The 17,755-nt window shown below is 61.7% G+C and carries 16 protein-coding genes and 1 tRNA gene; 6 read left to right on the top strand and 11 right to left on the bottom strand.

Going from position 1 to position 17,755, the window contains the following annotated elements; all coding sequences use genetic code 11:
- Nucleotides 1-247 precede the first annotated feature (247 nt).
- Complete coding sequence (locus tag ACX80T_RS13890) at nucleotides 248-1,624, top strand: FAD-binding oxidoreductase (RefSeq protein ID WP_459304686.1); 1,377 nt, start codon at nucleotides 248-250, stop codon at nucleotides 1,622-1,624.
- A 14-nt stretch (nucleotides 1,625-1,638) separates the two neighbouring features.
- Nucleotides 1,639-2,250, top strand: coding sequence for a DUF4190 domain-containing protein (locus tag ACX80T_RS13885; RefSeq protein ID WP_133185553.1), 612 nt, complete (start codon nucleotides 1,639-1,641; stop codon nucleotides 2,248-2,250).
- Between the two features lie 7 nt (nucleotides 2,251-2,257).
- Here the strand turns inward: ACX80T_RS13885 and ACX80T_RS13880 are convergent, their stop codons facing one another.
- The 4 genes from ACX80T_RS13880 to ACX80T_RS13865 all read right to left on the bottom strand — a co-directional run bounded on the left by ACX80T_RS13880 (nucleotide 2,258) and on the right by ACX80T_RS13865 (nucleotide 7,217).
- Nucleotides 2,258-3,616 carry a DUF4032 domain-containing protein gene (locus ACX80T_RS13880; protein ID WP_019483333.1) on the bottom strand — a complete coding sequence of 453 codons (1,359 nt, stop codon included), beginning with the start codon at nucleotides 3,614-3,616 and terminating at the stop codon, nucleotides 2,258-2,260.
- A gap of 116 nt (nucleotides 3,617-3,732) precedes the next feature.
- Complete coding sequence (locus ACX80T_RS13875; RefSeq protein WP_019483334.1) at nucleotides 3,733-4,821, bottom strand: ABC transporter ATP-binding protein; 1,089 nt, start codon at nucleotides 4,819-4,821, stop codon at nucleotides 3,733-3,735.
- 145 nt (nucleotides 4,822-4,966) lie between these two features.
- Nucleotides 4,967-5,752: a trehalose-phosphatase gene (gene otsB / locus ACX80T_RS13870; RefSeq protein ID WP_459304685.1), complete on the bottom strand. Its 786-nt coding sequence runs from the start codon at nucleotides 5,750-5,752 to the stop codon at nucleotides 4,967-4,969.
- A complete protein-coding gene (locus ACX80T_RS13865; protein WP_019483336.1) occupies nucleotides 5,745-7,217 on the bottom strand; it encodes an alpha,alpha-trehalose-phosphate synthase (UDP-forming) in 1,473 nt (490 codons plus the stop codon). The genes otsB and ACX80T_RS13865 overlap by 8 nt, the downstream gene beginning before the upstream one ends.
- A gap of 128 nt (nucleotides 7,218-7,345) precedes the next feature.
- On the opposite strand from ACX80T_RS13865, the gene ACX80T_RS13860 reads away from it, so the two are divergent.
- Nucleotides 7,346-8,209: a DsbA family protein gene (locus tag ACX80T_RS13860; protein ID WP_024477060.1), complete on the top strand. Its 864-nt coding sequence runs from the start codon at nucleotides 7,346-7,348 to the stop codon at nucleotides 8,207-8,209.
- A 90-nt stretch (nucleotides 8,210-8,299) separates the two neighbouring features.
- Nucleotides 8,300-8,376: transfer RNA gene (locus ACX80T_RS13855), tRNA-Thr, on the top strand.
- Between the two features lie 244 nt (nucleotides 8,377-8,620).
- Here ACX80T_RS13855 and ACX80T_RS13850 read toward each other — a convergent pair.
- The 3 genes from ACX80T_RS13850 to ACX80T_RS13840 are packed head-to-tail and all read right to left on the bottom strand — an operon-like array spanning nucleotide 8,621 to nucleotide 11,648.
- Nucleotides 8,621-9,667, bottom strand: coding sequence for an ArsA family ATPase (locus ACX80T_RS13850; protein WP_019483338.1), 1,047 nt, complete (start codon nucleotides 9,665-9,667; stop codon nucleotides 8,621-8,623).
- Entirely contained in the window at nucleotides 9,658-9,930 is a 273-nt protein-coding gene (locus tag ACX80T_RS13845) for a cory-CC-star protein (RefSeq protein ID WP_019483339.1), read from the bottom strand. Before ACX80T_RS13845 ends, ACX80T_RS13850 begins: the two co-directional genes overlap by 10 nt.
- A 14-nt stretch (nucleotides 9,931-9,944) precedes the next feature.
- Nucleotides 9,945-11,648 (bottom strand): carbon starvation CstA family protein, encoded by a 1,704-nt coding sequence (locus ACX80T_RS13840; RefSeq protein WP_024477062.1) that lies wholly within the window; start codon nucleotides 11,646-11,648, stop codon nucleotides 9,945-9,947.
- Nucleotides 11,649-11,825: 177 nt separating this feature from the next.
- On the opposite strand from ACX80T_RS13840, the gene ACX80T_RS13835 reads away from it, so the two are divergent.
- Nucleotides 11,826-12,188 (top strand): universal stress protein, encoded by a 363-nt coding sequence (locus tag ACX80T_RS13835; RefSeq protein WP_051317698.1) that lies wholly within the window; start codon nucleotides 11,826-11,828, stop codon nucleotides 12,186-12,188.
- Between the two features lie 183 nt (nucleotides 12,189-12,371).
- Here the strand turns inward: ACX80T_RS13835 and ACX80T_RS13830 are convergent, their stop codons facing one another.
- On the bottom strand, nucleotides 12,372-12,671 hold the full coding sequence (locus ACX80T_RS13830) for a hypothetical protein (protein WP_019483341.1): 300 nt from the start codon (nucleotides 12,669-12,671) through the stop codon (nucleotides 12,372-12,374).
- A gap of 344 nt (nucleotides 12,672-13,015) precedes the next feature.
- Nucleotides 13,016-14,527, bottom strand: a complete 1,512-nt coding sequence (locus ACX80T_RS13825) for a SulP family inorganic anion transporter (protein ID WP_019483342.1) — start codon at nucleotides 14,525-14,527, stop codon at nucleotides 13,016-13,018.
- A 181-nt stretch (nucleotides 14,528-14,708) separates the two neighbouring features.
- Here ACX80T_RS13825 and ACX80T_RS13820 point away from each other — a divergent pair, with 181 nt between their 5' ends.
- A complete protein-coding gene (locus tag ACX80T_RS13820; RefSeq protein WP_019483343.1) occupies nucleotides 14,709-15,107 on the top strand; it encodes a MerR family transcriptional regulator in 399 nt (132 codons plus the stop codon).
- A gap of 14 nt (nucleotides 15,108-15,121) precedes the next feature.
- Here the strand turns inward: ACX80T_RS13820 and ACX80T_RS13815 are convergent, their stop codons facing one another.
- Nucleotides 15,122-17,149 (bottom strand): acyltransferase family protein, encoded by a 2,028-nt coding sequence (locus ACX80T_RS13815; RefSeq protein WP_459304683.1) that lies wholly within the window; start codon nucleotides 17,147-17,149, stop codon nucleotides 15,122-15,124.
- 173 nt (nucleotides 17,150-17,322) lie between these two features.
- Nucleotides 17,323-17,688, bottom strand: coding sequence for a MerR family transcriptional regulator (locus ACX80T_RS13810; RefSeq protein WP_024477065.1), 366 nt, complete (start codon nucleotides 17,686-17,688; stop codon nucleotides 17,323-17,325).
- Nucleotides 17,689-17,755: the final 67 nt, after the last annotated feature.

The raw sequence follows: 17,755 nt of genomic DNA, 5'->3' as shown, positions 1-17,755 counted from the left end.
GCCCCATGGATCCCTCGATGGAATGACACCGTCGGCTTACTGGGAAAACTGGACCGCAGGAAACCAACTAGCTATCGCATAGCCACTGGACTGCTAACGGGGGCCCAACCACTGGCAACGGGACCACGCTCTCCTTGGTACATGACGGCTGGAACACCGAGGCCAGGTCCAAGACCGAGCGGGAGCTCTACCAAAACTTCTGGCCCCTAGCCCTCACAAAGTTTCAGCGCTTCATGGGAGGCACCCCATGACCCGCGCGACGATGGCCGAACTGGCCGCGCTCCTGCCCTCCGGGGCAATTCTGACCGAGCCTGCCGACGTCGAGCCGTATGCCCGGGACCAGGGACCGGTCCTGGAACTCCGTCTGCCCGACGCCGTTGTCTGGGCGGAGACCGTTGATCAAGTGCAGCAGGTCGTTCGCTGGGCACACACCCACCGCGTCGCCGTCGTTGTCAGAGGAGCTGGCACCGGTGTGTCCGGTGGGGCGCACGCCACCTCCGGGTGCATAGTCCTGAACCTTGAACGGATGAACCGGATCGTGGGCATCAGGCCCCTGGATGAGATTGCGGTGGTCGAACCGGGCGTGATCAACGCTGACCTCAACGCCGCCGCAGCGGCGCATGGGCTGATGTACGCACCCGACCCAGCCAGTTACCGAATCTCCACCATTGGTGGCAACGTAGCCACCAATGCCGGCGGGCTCCGGTGCGCGAAGTACGGGGTGACCCGGGATTCGATCCTGGCCCTCGACGTCGTTCTCGCTGACGGTAATCTGATCCGGACCGGTGTACAAACCTTCAAAGGGGTGGCCGGGTACGACCTGACCTCGTTGTTCGTTGGATCGGAAGGGACACTGGGGATCGTCGTCGGCATCACGGTCCGGCTGAGATACCTTCCCCATAGCGTGCAGACCCTGGCAGCGTTCTTTCCCGACGTGCAGGCTGCTGCCGCGGGTGTCCTCGCAGTGGGACAGGCGCGGGTTCAACCGGCAATCATGGAGCTGCTGGACGGGATGACCCTGACCGCGCTGGACGGGGCGCATGGCTCCAATTTGCGGGGGAGAGGGGGAGCCCTGCTGCTGATCCAGACTGATGGGTTCGGTGCCGATGCGGAGGCTGCCGTGGTCCGACGCGTTCTGACATCGCTCGGGGGCACGGTTGACGCGCAGGACGTCAGCGAGGCGGCCCGGCTCATCGATCTGCGCCGGCACAGTCGGGGCGATGAGGTCGACGACGAATTCCGGGTTGGTGAGGACGTTGCAGTTCCGCGGTCTCAACTGGTGCACTACATCGCCCAGCTCGAGAGGGTGGCGTCCGATCACTCGGTGTTGCTGAAGGTTGTTGCCCATGCCGGTGACGGCAACCTGCACCCTACGTTTTGGGTATCCACTGCTGAGGGTGAACAGGGGGTGGCCCGGCTTGAGCTTGCACTCGATGAGTCTGTGCGTCTGGCCCTCGCAGTCGGCGGCACCATCACTGGCGAACACGGGGTGGGCCAGTACAAACTAAGGTGGCTACCCTGGGAGCAGGGCGAACAAGTGCTTGAGGTGCAGCGGCAGATCAAGGACGTGTTCGATCCTCGTGGCATCCTCAATCCCGGAAAGGCAATTACCGCGAGAGCCTAGCGATGGTGGATAGAATGAGTCCAGTATTCGCTGCCAGCGGGCGGCGTCATAACCATGAATGGGGATTCAACGTGTCGGAAAATTACCCGGGAAACCAGCCTGACCAGCAGGGCGGCCAGGGCGACGACTCGAAGAAGTACCCCGCGGGCCAGCAATGGCAGCAGCCAGCACCGAGTAGCCAGCCTACCCCTTACGGGCAGCAACAGCCTCCGTATGGTCAACAAGACGCAAGCCAGCAGCCACCCTACGGGCAGCAGTCCCCCTACGGACAGCCCGTTGGCTACGGGCAGGGCCCTTATGGGTCCGGACCGGGCTATGGGCAGACGGCCGAAAATCCAGGAAAAACCCTTGGCATCGTTGGCTTCATTTTGTCGTTGATTCCGCTCTTGAATGTTGTCGGTCTGGTCGTCAGCATCGTGGCTATGGTGAAGTCCCGCAAAGCACGGATGGGCAATGGCTTCGCGTTGGCAGGCATCATCATCGGGGCGCTGGCGGTTATCGCGACCGTCGTCGTCATCATCGGGATCGTCGCATTCATTCCACTGATTTCTGAGGTCGCTGAGTTCTGCGAGCAGGCTGGCTCCGGCCCCCAGACCTTCCAGGGCGAGACCATTCAGTGCCCGTAATCGCCGGCTAGGGCGAGTCCCGGGCACCGCCGCCGAGGATGTCCATGGTCTTCGTATCAGCCGTCAACATGATGGCGGCCTCATCGCGGCGGTGGACCAGGATCGAGTCGAGATAGGACTGGACTGCTTCGGCCATCGGCACATTGCGGTCCTGCTTCTCCGACATGTACCAGCGGTGCTCCAGTACCTCGTGGACCACCTCGGCCGGCTCCAGCTTGCGGCCCAGCTCCCGAGGGACAGCCCTGACAATCGGTTCGAAGACCTGAGTGACCCAGAGATGTGCGCTGAGTTCCTCGTCGACGTCTGGATTGTTGTCTGCCCGGTAGGCATCCATGTCGTTGAGGAGCCGCCGTGCCTGGTTTTCCTGGGCGTCCAGCCCCGTGAGCCGCAGCAGCCGCCGGCTGTGGTGACCTGCGTCGACCACCTTGGGCTGCAGCTTGATCTGGGAGCTGTTGGCTGCGGTCTGGATGGCGTATTCCTCGACGTCGAAGCCCAGCTCGTTGAGCCGGCGGATCCGCGCGTTAACCCGCCACCGGTCGTTAAGGTCGAAAGACTCCTGATCGGTGAGTTCGGCCCAGAGCCGGCGGTAGCTGTCCATGATGAGCTCACTCGTGGCGAGAGGATCGATCTTTTCTTCGATCAACCCGCCCTCGGAGAGATCCATGAGTTCCCCGGCAATGTTTACGCGAGCGATCTCGAGGTCGTATTCGCGCTGACCGGATGACAGCCCGGGGTAGAGTTCACCGGTTTCTGCGTCGACGAGGTAGGCAGCGAAGGCGCCGGCATCACGGCGGAACAGGGTATTGGAGAGGGACACATCGCCCCAGTAGAAGCCGATCAGGTGCAATCGGACGAGGAGCAGCGCCTGCGCATCGATGAGCCGGGTCAGCGTGTCCCGCCGAAGCGTCTGGGAGAACAACGCTCGGTAGGGCATCGAGAACTTCAGATGCCGGGTCACCAGCACGGTATCCAGATCGGTCCCGTCCCGGGCCTTCCGCCCGGTGATGACGGCGACCGGCTCAACGCTCGGCACATCCAGCCGTCGCAGTTTCCGCAGCATGTGGTACTCGTGCCGGGCGATGTGCTCGCTGGTTTCCTTGATTGCAATCACCGATCCGCCCAAGTGAGCGAAGCGCACAATGTGTCGGGAAATACCGCGTGGCAGGGCTGCCAGATATTGGGCTGGCCAGTCCTCAAGGGCAATGTGCCACGGCAAGTCCAACAGTTCGGGATCGGTGGCAGCGGCCGTGATGTTCAGGGAACCAAGGGTGCCGGGGTCCGGGGCATCCTTGGTACGCGGCAGTTTGCCCGGCTGGTCCCAGTCGGTCGGCTCGTCGTGCCACTCGGCGTTTGGCGCATCGTTCATGTGTTGCCCTTTGTTGTAACTGTGTACGTGTTAACGAAGTACGGTGGCCCCTGAATTGAAAGTCAATCCACAGACCACCGTACTCGGGTCAGTTCCGCTCGGACAGCGGAGCCAGGCTAGACGTGGTCCGCCAGGCGCAGTCCGTCCTTCATGTCGAAGAGGTGCACGTGGCCCTTTTCTGGGGTGACGTAAATGGTGTCACCCTTCATTGGTGGGCGCCGGCCGTCGACTCGCGCCACAATGACCTGTTCCTCCCCATTGAGAGTGGTGTGGCCGTACACATAAGCGTCTGCGCCGAGCTCCTCGACGACGTCGACCTCGACCTGGAGGCCCTGATTGTCCTCGGCAACCTGCAGGTCTTCCGGCCTGACGCCCAGCGTGACCGTCCCGCCGTGCGCTGCGTCGAGCACCTCATGGGCAACCGGGTAGGTGATTCCGCCGAACTTGACGCCACCGTCGGTGACGGGCAGTTCAAGAAGGTTCATCGCGGGCGAGCCGATGAAGCCTGCGACGAAGACGTTGACTGGCCGTTCGTACAGGTTACGGGGGGTGTCGACCTGCTGGAGAACGCCGTCCTTGAGGACCGCGACGCGATCGCCCATGGTCATTGCCTCGACCTGGTCGTGGGTCACATAAACGGTGGTAACTCCCAGCCGGCGGGTCAGCGAAGCGATCTGGGTGCGGGTCTGCACCCGGAGCTTGGCGTCGAGGTTCGAGAGGGGCTCATCCATCAGGAACACCTGTGGGTTACGCACAATGGCGCGGCCCATGGCGACACGCTGACGCTGACCACCGGAGAGCGCCTTGGGTTTGCGGTCGAGGTACGGCTCGAGGTCGAGCAGCTTGGCGGCGTCGCGAACCCGCTCAGCACGCTCCTCCTTGGAGACGCCGGCAATTTTCAGCGCGAAGCCCATGTTGTCAGCGACCGACATGTGAGGGTACAGCGCGTAGTTCTGGAAGACCATTGCGATGTCGCGGTCTTTCGGGGGGACATCGGTGACGTCGCGGTCACCAATGAGAATGCGGCCCGAGTTGACGTCTTCGAGTCCGGCGAGCATCCGCAGGGATGTGGACTTGCCGCAACCGGAGGGGCCTACGAGGACGAGGAATTCGCCGTCGGCGATCTGAATGTCGAGCTTGTCAACCGCGGGCTTATCTGTGCCGGGGTACAGGCGTGTTGCCTGGTCAAACGTTACCGTTGCCATTTTGTTTTTCCTTTTCACGGGCAGGTACGTGCCCGACGATCCGTTGTGAATGGAGAATATTCAGTTATCCGTGCAGCAACCACTGGCCGCGCTGCTATGAGCTGGCAGGTGGCATGCGTCACACAATCTGAGTATGGCAGATAAATCAGATTTGCGCACCGGCGCCGCGGAGCACCAGGAGGTGCTCAAGGACGGCGACCAGCTCCTGAGGTGATCCGATACGGTGGTGCGCCTGAGTTGGTCCGTCGCCGATTTTGATGCCGAGGTCCTGTGCCTCCAATGCAGCGAAGGCGTGCTCGTCGGTGACGTCGTCGCCCGCGAAAAACACAGCCGTCGCGCCGGTGTACATTCTCAGTGATCTGACCCCCTGCCCCTTGTCGGCGCTGATCACCGAAGTTTCCAGCACCCGCTTGCCGTCGGTGATGTGAGCACCTTCGAGCTGATCCAGGGCCGTGCGGGCGGCATGGGTTGCGGCGGCGGCGACGTCGTCGTCGGCGGTGCGGGTGTGGAGTACGACGCCGGCCGGCTTGGTTTCGAGCACGGTTCCTGCATGTGCGTCCACCACCCGCTGGACGGCGTCGGTGGCGCGACGCAGGAGGTCAGACTGCTGCTTGGTGAGGGTGAGGGGTGCGCCGTCGGGGCCGGTCCAGGTTTCGGCTCCGTGGCTCCCGATGAGGAGAGTCTCCGGGTCCGGCGTCGCGACAGCACGGAGGCTGTCCAGGGCGCGACCGGACACGAGGGCCGTCGTCGTCTCAGGCAGTTGACCCAAAGCCGAGAGCGCCGTGGCAGACCCCGGCAGCGGCCTGGCGTCTGCTGCGTGGGGAACCAGCGGCGACATCGTCCCGTCGAAATCGAGGGCGATCAGCAGGTGATCGGCTCCAGCGATGGTTTCCAGCGCGGTCAATAGTTCGGCGCTGAGCTGTTCAGGCATGGGGTGTCTCCTGGGAATTCTCGTGGTTCCCTTCCTGCAACGCTGCGAGGAAGGCTTTGGACCAGCGTTCGACGTCGTTCTGGAGCACCTGACGGCGCATGATGCGCATGCGACGAGTCGATTCGGCGGGGCTCATGTTGACCGCGGTGACGATTGCGGCCTTGAGGCCATCAATGTCATGCGGGTTGATCAGGACCGCCTGACGCAGGGTATCCGCCGCGCCAGCGAACTCACTGAGGACCAGGGCGCCACTGTTACCGGTCCGGGCGGCCACGTACTCCTTGGCAACCAGATTCATGCCGTCCCGGAGCGCGGTGATTAGCATGACGTCCGCGGCCAGATACAGAGCGACCATTTCTTCGACCGGGTAGCTGTGGTGCAGGTACCGGATGGCGGTGTTCTTGATCGTGTCGTAGGTGCCGTTGATCCGGCCGACGGCGCCCTCGATCTCCTCGCGCAGCAACCGGTACTGCTCGACTCGTTCCCGGCTGGGGCTGGCTACCTGAATGAGTGCAGCGTCCTCCACCTTGACGTGGCCATCAGCCAGGAGCTCTTCATAGGCCTTGAGCCGGTGGCCGATGCCCTTGGTGTAATCCAAGCGGTCGACACCCAGCAGGATGTGCTTCGGGTTGCCAAGTTCACGGCGGATTTCCTTGGACCGTTCGATAATGTCTTCGCGGTTTGCCAGGGTGATGATCTGGTCGACGTCGATGGAGATGGGGAATGCCTCGGCCCGGGAGGTGTAGGTGGGGCCGCCCTTTTCGATTTCCACCTGAACCTGCTGCTGCCTGACCGTGTGGCCGACGAAGCGGCGAACGCAGCGCAGGAAGTTGCTCGCATCGCTGGGACGCTGAAAACCGATCAGATCGGCGCCGAGCAATCCTTCAATCACCTGGCGTCGCCATGGCAGCTGGGCGAAGATCTCCAGGGGTGGGAACGGAATGTGGTTGAAGAAGCCGATCTTCAGGTCCGGGCGCGCGGCGCGAAGCAGCTTGGGGACCAGCTGCAGCTGGTAGTCCTGGACCCAGACGGTGGCCCCTTCGGCGGCAACAGCCGCTGTGGCCTGGGCGAAGCGTTCGTTGACCCGGCGGTAGGAGTCGTACCAATGCCGGTGGAACTCGGGCGGGGCAATGACATCGTGGTACAGCGGCCACAGGGTCGCGTTGGAGAAACCTTCGTAGTAGAACTCCACCTCGTCCGCGGTGAGCGGGACAGGGACCAGACGCATGTTGTCGTGGTCGAAGGCGTCAAGGGTCTCGTCGGGTGCTCCGTGCCAGCCCACCCAGGCGCCGTCGGCCTTGGACATCACGGGTGCCAGGGCGGTAACAAGCCCGCCGGGGGAGCGGCGCCAGGTGCTGCTGTCGTTGGTGGAGACACGGTCGACAGGCAACCGGTTGGACACCACGATGAACTCGAATTCGCCGTAGGCGGTGGTCTTATCTGGCGAGGGTTGAGCTGAAGGCACGCTGACTCCTGAACATAGTAGGCCTACTTAGCACTTTACCGTTTAGGCGGCGTCGCCCGGTCCGTAGTCGTCGGCGGGGATGGATCGCTAAACTTGAGACTACGCGTACCCAACCATGACGAGGACTGATGACCCCCAGCTCGAGCCATAGACCGACTAAATCGCAGCGATCGTCGCAGGCCCGTGAGCAGGCGAGGCTGCTCCGCGAGGCGCAGGAGCGTCAGGAGAAGCGCAGGGGACTGCTTATTCGCTGGGGTGTGGTGGCGGCTGTGGTAGCCATTCTGGTGGCTGTGGCGTTGATCGTGACCAACACGATCCGCGGCCAGGTTCCCGATGCTGGTGCTGCCCCCGCCGGGGGCAACGAGTTTGGCGGGATCGTGTTGACCTCAAGCACGGAGGTCGAATCCTTCGAAACGGGGACCGTTGATCTGGCCACGCTGCCGTCGGAGCCGCGTCCAGCAGGCGAGTTGCCCCCTGGTATCGCCGAGTCAGCTGACGGTGAGCCCGTGCAGGTGGTTTCGTATGTCGATGTCAACTGTGTGTTCTGCGCCGAGTTCGAGAGTACCCATGCCGATCAGATCAAGGCATGGCTTGACGCTGGCGAGATCAGCATGGAGCACCGCAACGTGGCGTATCTGGACCGCAACTCATCGACTGACTATTCCTCACGGGGCGCCAATGCGCTGGCGTGCGTGGCCGAAGAATCCCCTGAAGCGTATTTCGATTTTTCGACCGGGGTGTTCGCCAACTATGAGAACGGTGAACTGGACGACGACGGGCTGACAGCTCTGGCGTCGTCGGTGGGTGCCGCTGACATCGCCACCTGTCTGTCGGAGGGGGCTTTCAGGCCATGGGTCAACTTCACGACCGAGGCCGCCGAACTGGATGGTATCGCGGGAACTCCTACCATCTATGTCGACGGTGAAGCGGTGCCCGAGGCAATCGACAACTTCGCTGTGTTCACCCAGGAAAAGATCGACGCCAAGGGCTAGTTTTCGCTGACGCGCTGGCTGGGCTAATCTTGTCTTTGCGCATTCGATCGGTTTCATCACGACGACGGCGCTCGCTGGTATAGCCAGTTCGCCTCCTTAGCTCAGTTGGCCAGAGCACCTGTCTTGTAAACAGGGGGTCGCCGGTTCGAATCCGGCAGGAGGCTCCACGAACCCCTTCTGACTAGGCAATACGCCTGACAGGAGGGGTTTTCTATGACCAGCAAATCGTTGAACCGACGTTTATCGGACGTTTTAGCGTCCATCTTGCCGGGAACATCAATGCGGGATACATGGTGTCCATGTTCAGACAGCCTAATAGGATAGGCTGCCCGTCCCCGAGCCGAGATCAATGACATTGCAGGGACGATGGAGCTCGACCGGCGCGGAGCCGAACTCCTCTGCCCAGCATCCTTATTTCTCGTGGATGTCCTGATCTGACGCGCGGGCCAGCGCGGAACCGAACCGTTCGAGCGCCTGTTCTCCCACGATGTCTCCAGGCAGTAGGGGCACTTGCAGCAGCGGGATATCAGGCAGGGACTCGCGCAGCGTCACCAGATGGTCGTCCTCCAGTGCACGTCGATCCGCAAGGAAATCGCCGGCGTCGGAGGGGGATCGTTTGTTGACCACCAGCGCGCCCACATGGACGCCTGCGCGGACCAATTGCTGGTGCAACTCCACGGTCTCAAGCACGGGAAGCCTCTCGGCGGCAAGGACAATGACAAAGGCGCAGCGCTGCTCATCCATCAGGACCGTGCGCAGCGACTCGAACCGCTCACGCCGACGCAGGAGAATCCGACGAATTTGCACATCGCGCTCCTCCGCCGGCTCTGGTGACCGCCCGGTTCCCACGACGGACTCAGCTGAATCACGATCCTCCAAACCGCGCAACGCGGCCCCGAACCGCTCTGACCGCCCACGACGCCGCAGCAACCCTTCGGTCCAGGCAGACATGATTTCGGGCAGCGCCATCAGGCGCGCAGTATGTCCTGACGGTGCGGTGTCAAAGACCACGAGGTCATACTCGCGCAGTCCAAGGTCAACCAGCTCTGCGATGCGTTCCAGGACCGCTGACTCGTGCGCTCCCGGGGAGTCCCGGGCGAGTTGCATGTGCTTGTCGACCTCACCGGCGAGATGCTCGGGCATGAGCCTGCGGATGGAGGTCCCCACAGCTGCGAGGTGTGCCTCGGTGGTGGCGATTGGGTCTACTTCAATCCCATCGAGGGCGCCAGATGCCCCCGGGCCGACGTCTATCCCCCGCGCGAGCGAAGTGATTCGGTCCCCGACGGCGCATCCCCACAGGTGCCCCAGGTTGTGGGCTGGGTCCGTGGAGACGACGAGCACCCGCCGGCCCGCACGGGCCTGAGCGAGCGCGACAGCGGAGGCGACTGCGGTCTTGCCGACGCCGCCCTTCCCGCCCACAAAGAGCACCCGACGGGCAGCGGCCAGGTCTAGCAGCATGAGATGTGGTCGAGTGGCGAACGCTCCATGCCCATCCGGCGGTGCCAGTCGTGAAACCGGTCATACACCACTGGCAGCAACTCCACCGTGTAGTAACTTGCCGGGTTGGGCACGCCCAAAGCCTCCGAGAGGACCAGCATCATGAAAAGATCCTCCTCATCCCGCTGCGCGCGAGCGAATGTTCGCCGGTAGGGCGCCACGTAGAACTCGTGCAACCCGGCCCGCACATGCTCCTGCACGGTGTGCAGCCGGTGCAGGAGCATGTGCGGTTTCACGGTCAGGAGCGCGTCCGGGTGCTAGCGCGCTCGCGCTCATCGTCTTCCAACTCCGGCGGGTTCTTCTTTGCCTGCGACATAGCGATCGCTGACTCGAAAATAACCCACACCGCGGCAACCAGTATGATCACGTCAAGCACGAGCAACAGCCAGTTTTCGGCGGCGTAGAACTGTCCCATCTGAACGATGAGCGCGTAGACGGACATCGTCAACAAAAACAGGAGCGGCACGAGCACAGGGGTCACGGGACGGCCCTTGCGCAGGAGGATCACGGCGATCATCGATAGCGTCAAACCTGCCAGCAACTGGTTGGTGGTGCCGAACAGCGGCCAGATCAGCATGCCGCCCGCACCGTCTGCGCCAGCGCCGAAGGTCAGGCCCATAGCAATGGCCAGCACAATGACCGTTGCCAACAACTTGTTGATATTGACGCCCATAATGCTCGCGGCTTCCTGCACCACAAAACGTTGCAGACGGATGCCGGTGTCCATGGTCGTCGCGGCGAAGAGGACAGCCATGGTCGCGAGGATGGTGGCGCTCAGTCCTGCAGGAATACCCAGGCCGCTGTTGACGATGGCGCCGCCGCCCTCGACGAACGCGCCCACCCCACCCTGGCCGAACGCACTGTAGACCTGCTCCCATTCCGCGACGGTGCGGAAGCCCGCCGTCGTGGCGATGATGGCACCCAGTGCCAGCAGGCCCTCTCCAACGGCCCCGAAGTAGCCCACGAAGCGGGCATCCGTTTCCTTATTTAGCTGTTTGGAGGACGTGCCCGAGGAGACGATGCCGTGGAATCCGGAGATCGCTCCGCATGCAATGGTGACGAAGAGCAACGGGATGAGGCTCGGTGTGCCCTCCGGCACGGCCTCATTGAACGCAGGGGCCACCAGGGTCGGGGCCGAGATCAGGATCGCACCGTAGAGGATGCCGAGCGCGATGAACAGCTGGAGGCCGTTGATGTAGTCGCGAGGCTGCAGGAGCATCCATACAGGCAGGACCGAGGCGACGCCGGCGTAGAGGAACAGAACCACGATCCAGAAGGAGGTGGCCGAGAGCCCGAGGATTGTCTCCGGCAGGACCACTGGTACCTGGTCCCCGATCAGGATCAGGGCGTAGAGGGCGACGACGCCCACAACGGAGACCACCGCGAGGTTCCACTTGTAGCGGTAGATGGCCTGACCGATGAGGAGGGCGACGACGATAGCACCCCAGGTGGGTATGACAGCGGTAGGAGTACTGGTAAGCAGGCCGGAGATCACCACGGCGAATGCGGCATTGACCATGAGCAGCACAAGGAAGATGATCACGAGGAACAGATTGCGCCCGCGCGGACCAATGTATTCTCCGGAGAGCGAACCGATGGACTTGCCCTTGTGCCGGGCGGAAGCCCACAGTGCACCTAAGTCATGGGCGCCGGCGAAGAAGACTGTGCCGATAGTCACCCATAGGAAGGCTGGCAGCCAACCCCAGATGACGGCAATGGCGGGGCCCACGATGGGCGCCGCCCCAGCAACCGAGGTGAAGTGGTGGCCCCAGAGGACGAATTTGTTCGTGGGAACGTAATCGACCCCGTCACTCAGTTCATGAGCGGGAGTGACGAAAGACTCCTGCAACTTGTAGATACGACGGCCAAGGAACCGTGAGTACAAGAAATACCCAAGAATCATCATGGCTACGCCAGTCAGCGCAAGGACAACGGAATTCATGATGCTCCGATCTAATGGGCCCCCAGCGGGTGTGACCAAGACTATATAGAATTTGCCCCGTAGTTGCCAAGAGCACCTACCCGATACCCGCGACGTCCTTACCCGATGCAGAATCCCGGAACCGCGCTAGGTCGGATTCGAAATGTCTCTACGCGTCCCGAACGGGGGTTCGGGTAGTTGCTGCCTGGCATCATCCGTCACAGGGAGTGTATACACCCTCAGGACTGGAACTACGAGGAAGCGACGGAAAAGGGACTGGACCAGGCGCTCGAGGAAGCGTTCCCCGCCGGAGCTCCCTCCGTGATCGAACGACGGATCGTCCGTGGCAACCCATGCCAGGTCCTCATCAAGGAGAGTGCAAACGCCTCCATGGTTGTCGTCGGCTCGCGGGGTCATGGGGGATTCGCCGGCCTATTGTTGGGCTCCGTCAGTTCCGCAGTCGCTGAACGGGCCGCCTGCCCGGTTCTCGTATCGCACGGCGCACCCCGACAGGCTGACGGCGACGTCGACGCATCGCCTATCGAGGCCACCAAACAGTAACGAGAGGGCTGTTGTTAACGCCAACCCAAAATGGGGCCATTAGTGCATTTGAAAACAGGGCCACTGGTGGTTCTGAAATCCGGCAGGAGGCTCCACGCGCCCCAGGTATGCCCCAAAGCCGCATCTGCCATAGCAGATAGAACGAAGCTCGCCGGCTGTGCACTATTGGCTTTTTTCAGCCTGCTATCGGTTCAGGTTGTCGTCACGGAAGGAATAGATGATGGGCACAGGGCACTCGGCCGCTGGGCATTGCATCTCCTGAACCACGGGGTTGAGTGGCTTGCCGCAGACAAGGCCGTTTGCATTGCCCTCGGAGTCAATCACCCCGGGGAGTCGGTAGCCCTTCTTGAGGAGGTCCGCTACGACCAAGACCTGGTTGCTGGCCGGACATCCCGTCGCCGACGCAGGCTCGGCGAAGGACGCCGTCGACGGAATTAGGGCGAACGCCGCGGTTGCCGCGGCGATGAGGACGGAGCGTTTCATCGGATTCCCTTTCGGCAGGGCCGCACCATTACGGCCATCTTAAGTGTGTCCCTCCGCAGCCCAGCCCGCCATACAACAACGCATATCTGAACAGCGCTTCGCCGTAGAGGTTTATGGCAGGTCAACCGATACCCCGGGAAGCACTAGAACCGCCAGCGACAGGCCCGAGCAGCAAGGAGAAGAGTGAGGACCGTTGCAACATTGAGCGGATTCTACCTAGTCAACGGCCCGAGGCGGCCTCCGCAGGAAACTGGGAGAATTCCCGGCAAGTCCATCGGCGAGACTGCAAACCGGCCGGAACCCTGTATGTCAGCTCGGTTCGAAATGATTAATGGGCGGTGTAACTAGTGCCCCGCGCCGAGCTTGCCGGCGAGCCGTTCGCGCATCAGCACGGAGGCGTCGTTCAGGCCGATGACCCGGACGTCTTTCCCATGGTTGTGGTATTTCTCGGTGATCGCATCCAGGGCGGCAATCGTTGACGCGTCCCATAGGTGTGAGGCGTGCATGTCGATGACCACGTGGTCCGGGTCGGTCGCATACTCGAACTGCGTGTAGAGGTCGTTGGAGGACGCGAAGAACAGCTCACCGTCCACGGTGTAGGTAGCTGTCTCCTCGCCGTTGAGTTCGATGACCGTCCGGTCGACGGTGACGAAGTGCGCGACGCGGCGTGCGAAGGCGATCATCGCCACCAATACCCCGACGCCCACACCGATGGCCAGGTTGTGAGTCCAGACAACGACGACGACGGTGCTTACCATTACCAACGTCTCGCTCTTGGGCATCCGCCTCAGGGTGGTCGGCTTGATGCTGTGCCAATCGAAGGTGGCTATGGCGACGAAAATCATCACGGCGACCAGGGCTGCCATGGGGATGAGTGCCACAATCTCGCCGAGAGTTACAACCAGGATCAACAGGAAGATACCGGCCATGAACGTGGAGATCCGGGTCCTCGCGCCGGAGGCTTTCACATTGATCATGGTCTGACCGATCATCGCGCAGCCACCCATCCCGCCGAAGAATCCGGTAATGATGTTCGCCGCGCCCTGCCCCCAGCTCTCGCGGGTTTTGTTGGAGCGCGTATCGGTGATGTCATCGACGAGCTTGGCTGTCATGAGTGATTCGAGCAATCCGACCAAAGCCATGGCGAAGGCGAACGGCGCAATGATCTGCAGCGTCTCGAGGGTCAGCGGAACATTGGGGAAAAACAGGGTGGGTAGGCTGTCGGGCAACTCGCCCTTGTCCCCGACGTCGGGGACGGCGATGTTGGCAATAACGGCGAACACGGTGAGCACCACGATGGCGACCAATGGGGCTGGCACCACCATAGTGAGCCGCGGCAAGCCGAAGACGATCAGCAGCCCGACTGCGACCATGGGATAGACCAGCCACGGGACGTCAATGAGTTCCGGGACCTGGGACATGAAGATCAGGATGGCCAGTGCGTTTACGAAGCCCACCATCACCGAGCGCGGGATGAAACGCATCAGCCTCGCGACGCCGATCAGGCCAAGTACTACCTGAAAGATCCCAGCGAGGATGACGGCCGCAATGAAGTAGTCAACTCCGTGGCTGGAAACCAGAGGGGCAATGACCAGCGCAATGGCACCGGTTGCCGCAGAAATCATCGCGGGGCGTCCGCCGAGGAACGCAATTGAAACAGCCATCGTAAAGGATGCAAAGAGACCAAGCCTCGGGTCCACACCTGCGATGATCGAGAATGCAATCGCTTCAGGAATGAGAGCGAGAGCAACCACCAAACCCGCCAACACCTCGGTTTTGAGGAGGCGCGGATGCCGGAGTGTGCGCATCACCGACTGGCGTTCGACAGGAGTGGGTGCCAAAGTCGGCGTGGTCATAGGGATAGTCCTTTGTAAACGGAGCAGGCTAGGTGAATCCCCACGGTTCGGGGGTGTCCGGTCTGGGCCGGTAGGCTGAACGGCAATGTACACATCGATCCGCGCAACGCAGATCGGTCGATCTAAATTCTAACTTAACGTCACGAGAGGTTAACGCCGGTGGGGCACAGGGAATCGAACAATGGGTGAATCTTCGGAACCGGCACGGCCTCGCGCCATGCATATCGGTGAAGTAGCTGAGCGGACCGGTCTCTCGCTCCGCACGATCAGGCACTATGACGAAGTGGGACTACTCCCGGCATCCTCGCGCACCGAGGGTGGGTTCCGTGTCTACACAGACGGTGATATTGAGCGCCTCTTGGTAGTGCGCCGAATGAAACCCTTGGGATTCACCCTTGAGGAAATGGGAGACTTGCTCTCGATCGTGGATGGTCTGACCGCTGCCAGCAATGACGACGACACGAGTAGCCTGCGGGAACGGCTGGCTGGCTACTTGACGTCGGCAGCCGCCCAGCGAGAGAAGATGGCCGAGAATCTCCGGCGAGCAGATGAATTCATCGCGACCCTCGAGACCTACTGACCATTAGGTCAGCGCTAGCCTCCACTCCAACCAGTCTCGGCTAGGATCCGTCGTTCCAGGGCCGGAATCAACGTTTCTACATAGCTTCGGTTCAGGTGGTCGAAGTCGCGGTACACAAAGACGTTACCGATCATCGCTGGGCAGGTGTTGTCCGTGCAGATCCGGTCAGTCAGGTCCACCGAGTGGAACAGCGGTTCGGTCTCGGCGATGGCGTCCGCCGGGTTCTCGGGCAGTAGCACCTCGGCCCGGTCAGGATTGCATTGCGGAGCGTCGACGCCCTGCAGCTCCGCGCACTCAAACATATTGAATGGGAACCGGGGATTGTCTCGGATGGAGATCACCTCTACGCCCTCATCGAGGAACGGCTGGATTCCAGCCTGGTAGTCCGGCACCAGAGATTCGCGCGGCTCGTCTGTGTAAGTGATGGTGCCCAAGGTCAGGATGGCATCAGGATTCTGGTCTTGCGCATACTCTCGCGCAGCGGCGTTGAATGCGTTGCATTCGTCGTCGCGCTCAGCCGATTCGCCCCCGTAGCGACAGGCATCCTTCAGCAAAGCAACCACTCGCCAGTTGTTTTCAAGGGCGATGGGCCCAATGGCTGACATCAGCTGGAGTGCGTGCGAGTCGCCGATGACGATGATGGTCTTGTCCGGTTCCGCGTCGGGCTCAATCTGGTGGCAGCGTTCGAGGAGCGGGTCTGAGGTCAGATAGGGCGGGGTGCAGCCTGGTCCAGCATTACCCCACTCGTTCCCAAGGTCTGTAGCCGCAGGGATGGGGTCGGCGTCGGGAACCCCGCCGGCTGGGTAGTCCGGGGCTAAAGCCGCCGCCCCTGGGTTCAGTGCGTCCGGCTGGGACTCCAACTGGTGTTCGTTGGACGAAATCTGGGTTTCCCAACCGGTCAGTGGCACTGCGACGACCAACGCAAGCGCCACGGTCAATGTTGCATTACGACGACGACGTCGGTGCACCCAGCGCCACGACCGTATGGGTCGTTCAACCAGACGGGTCGTTACCGCCGCCAGTAGGATCGATGCGCCAATAATCACCGCGCCAACGCTGAATGAAGCTCGCTCGGCCCCAGAGACCACCAGATAGGTAATCAGGATGGGCCAGTGCCACAGATAGAGCGCGTAGGACATGCCTCCAAGGCGAAGAATCGGAGGCGCTGAGAGAAGCCGATCGATACCCCACCTGCTGCCTGTCTGACCGGCGGTAATCACAAATAGAGCACCGACGGTCGGAACCAGGGCTATGTAGCCCGGAAAAGCGTCTCCGACGGGAATGAGGATGCCGCAGAGGGCTATTGCCAGAAGACCAATCCACCCCATCAACACGCGCGGAATCTTGTGTGGCCGCAACCAGGGTAGGGCGAGGGCTAGGAGGGACCCGAGTGCGAATTCCCAGAGACGTGCCCGCGTATCGAAGTAGGCGAAGGCCTGGTTCTGGATCGTCTCGCTCACCGAAAACGACAGCGACATGATGAATATCGTGGTGAAGACTGTGCCCGCTACCACCCGGAAAGGCGACCGTAGCGCTCTGGCGGCGGCTGCGCAGCCGGCGAGCAGCAATGGCCACAGGATAAACACTTGCCCCTGAATCGATAACGACCAGAAGTGCTGCATCGGGCTGACAGCCGCGCTCGCTGCCTGGTACTCAACAGCTCCGAGCGCCATTGACCAGTTCTGAAAGTACAGGAGGGAGGCCCAGCCATGGTCGATGATTTCTCCCCACCTGGCCTGAGGAAAGACGAGCAGGGCGGCCGCGATGGTGGCCAACAGTACGATCACCGCTGCCGGCACAAGCCTTCCAAGCATCCGTACCCAGCGCCCCAAGAGGTCGAGTGGTCGCTGGGTCTCGACGCGCCCGGTAAAGGACAGTGTCAGCAGGAACGCGGAGATCAGGAGGAAGACGTCGACGCCGCCCGAGACTCGATCTAGCCAGATGTGGTAGACGACCACCATAAGGACAGCGACCGCCCGTAGTCCCTCTACTTCAGGACGGAACGCCTGTTGGCTCTTCCGTGGTTCCGCGGCGGAGCCCAAAACCAACCTCTTTCATTGCTATCTGCGTGGATATTTCGCCCATGAATGAGCTGCGGAGAATCTTTTCGTTCAGCGCGAAGGGGAACCATGAGCGTAACTACTCCAGCAGCCAACGTCGAAGTGTGCGAAATCCGTCGGGTCTAAGCGGGGTAGAGCTGGTATGGGGGGAAGTGTCAACGTGAGTCCCTGGCTTGATCGGTCATTGTTGCGATGAAGTCGTCGGCGCGGTCAAGATTCACCGCCATGGCTTCGCGCCGAACCCGCACCTCTTCAAGGAACCTGATCAGCGTTTTTTCTGCTGGCCCTTCAGTACCCTTGCTCCGACTGATGGCGTCGAGCAGATCGGCGACTTCGTCGAGACTAAACCCCAACGCGCGTGCCTGTCTTATTAGCACCAGCCGCTTGAAGTCGTCTTCTGAATAGATTCGGAAACCACCGTCAGTTCGGGCTGATGGGTGGAGTAAGCCGATCTCGTCGTAGTGCCGGATTGTCCGCAGGGACAGCTGCGCGCGTTCGGCGAGTTCGCCAATCTGCATCATGCACCGTCCTTCGTAGGTAAAGTAATGGATTTAACTCTACCATTACGTTAGGGTAAGGTCAGTAGTG

It is taken from the genome of Arthrobacter sp. Sr33, assembly GCF_054511195.1.
This window is presented reverse-complemented; position numbering and strand designations above follow the sequence as displayed.

What these genes read in the sequence shown, in the direction of transcription:
- ACX80T_RS13810 (WP_024477065.1), bottom strand. Translation starts at nt 17,688, where the DNA reads ATGATGCAGATTGGCGAACTCGCCGAACGCGCGCAGCTGTCCCTGCGG.
- ACX80T_RS13850 (WP_019483338.1), bottom strand. Translation starts at nt 9,667, where the DNA reads ATGCTGCTAGACCTGGCCGCTGCCCGTCGGGTGCTCTTTGTGGGCGGG.
- ACX80T_RS13830 (WP_019483341.1), bottom strand. Translation starts at nt 12,671, where the DNA reads ATGAAACGCTCCGTCCTCATCGCCGCGGCAACCGCGGCGTTCGCCCTA.
- otsB (WP_459304685.1), bottom strand. Translation starts at nt 5,752, where the DNA reads ATGCCTGAACAGCTCAGCGCCGAACTATTGACCGCGCTGGAAACCATC.
- ACX80T_RS13860 (WP_024477060.1), top strand. Translation starts at nt 7,346, where the DNA reads ATGACCCCCAGCTCGAGCCATAGACCGACTAAATCGCAGCGATCGTCG.
- ACX80T_RS13820 (WP_019483343.1), top strand. Translation starts at nt 14,709, where the DNA reads ATGGGTGAATCTTCGGAACCGGCACGGCCTCGCGCCATGCATATCGGT.
- ACX80T_RS13840 (WP_024477062.1), bottom strand. Translation starts at nt 11,648, where the DNA reads ATGAATTCCGTTGTCCTTGCGCTGACTGGCGTAGCCATGATGATTCTT.
- ACX80T_RS13890 (WP_459304686.1), top strand. Translation starts at nt 248, where the DNA reads ATGACCCGCGCGACGATGGCCGAACTGGCCGCGCTCCTGCCCTCCGGG.
- ACX80T_RS13880 (WP_019483333.1), bottom strand. Translation starts at nt 3,616, where the DNA reads ATGAACGATGCGCCAAACGCCGAGTGGCACGACGAGCCGACCGACTGG.
- ACX80T_RS13845 (WP_019483339.1), bottom strand. Translation starts at nt 9,930, where the DNA reads ATGCTCCTGCACCGGCTGCACACCGTGCAGGAGCATGTGCGGGCCGGG.
- ACX80T_RS13875 (WP_019483334.1), bottom strand. Translation starts at nt 4,821, where the DNA reads ATGGCAACGGTAACGTTTGACCAGGCAACACGCCTGTACCCCGGCACA.
- ACX80T_RS13825 (WP_019483342.1), bottom strand. Translation starts at nt 14,527, where the DNA reads ATGACCACGCCGACTTTGGCACCCACTCCTGTCGAACGCCAGTCGGTG.
- ACX80T_RS13885 (WP_133185553.1), top strand. Translation starts at nt 1,639, where the DNA reads ATGAGTCCAGTATTCGCTGCCAGCGGGCGGCGTCATAACCATGAATGG.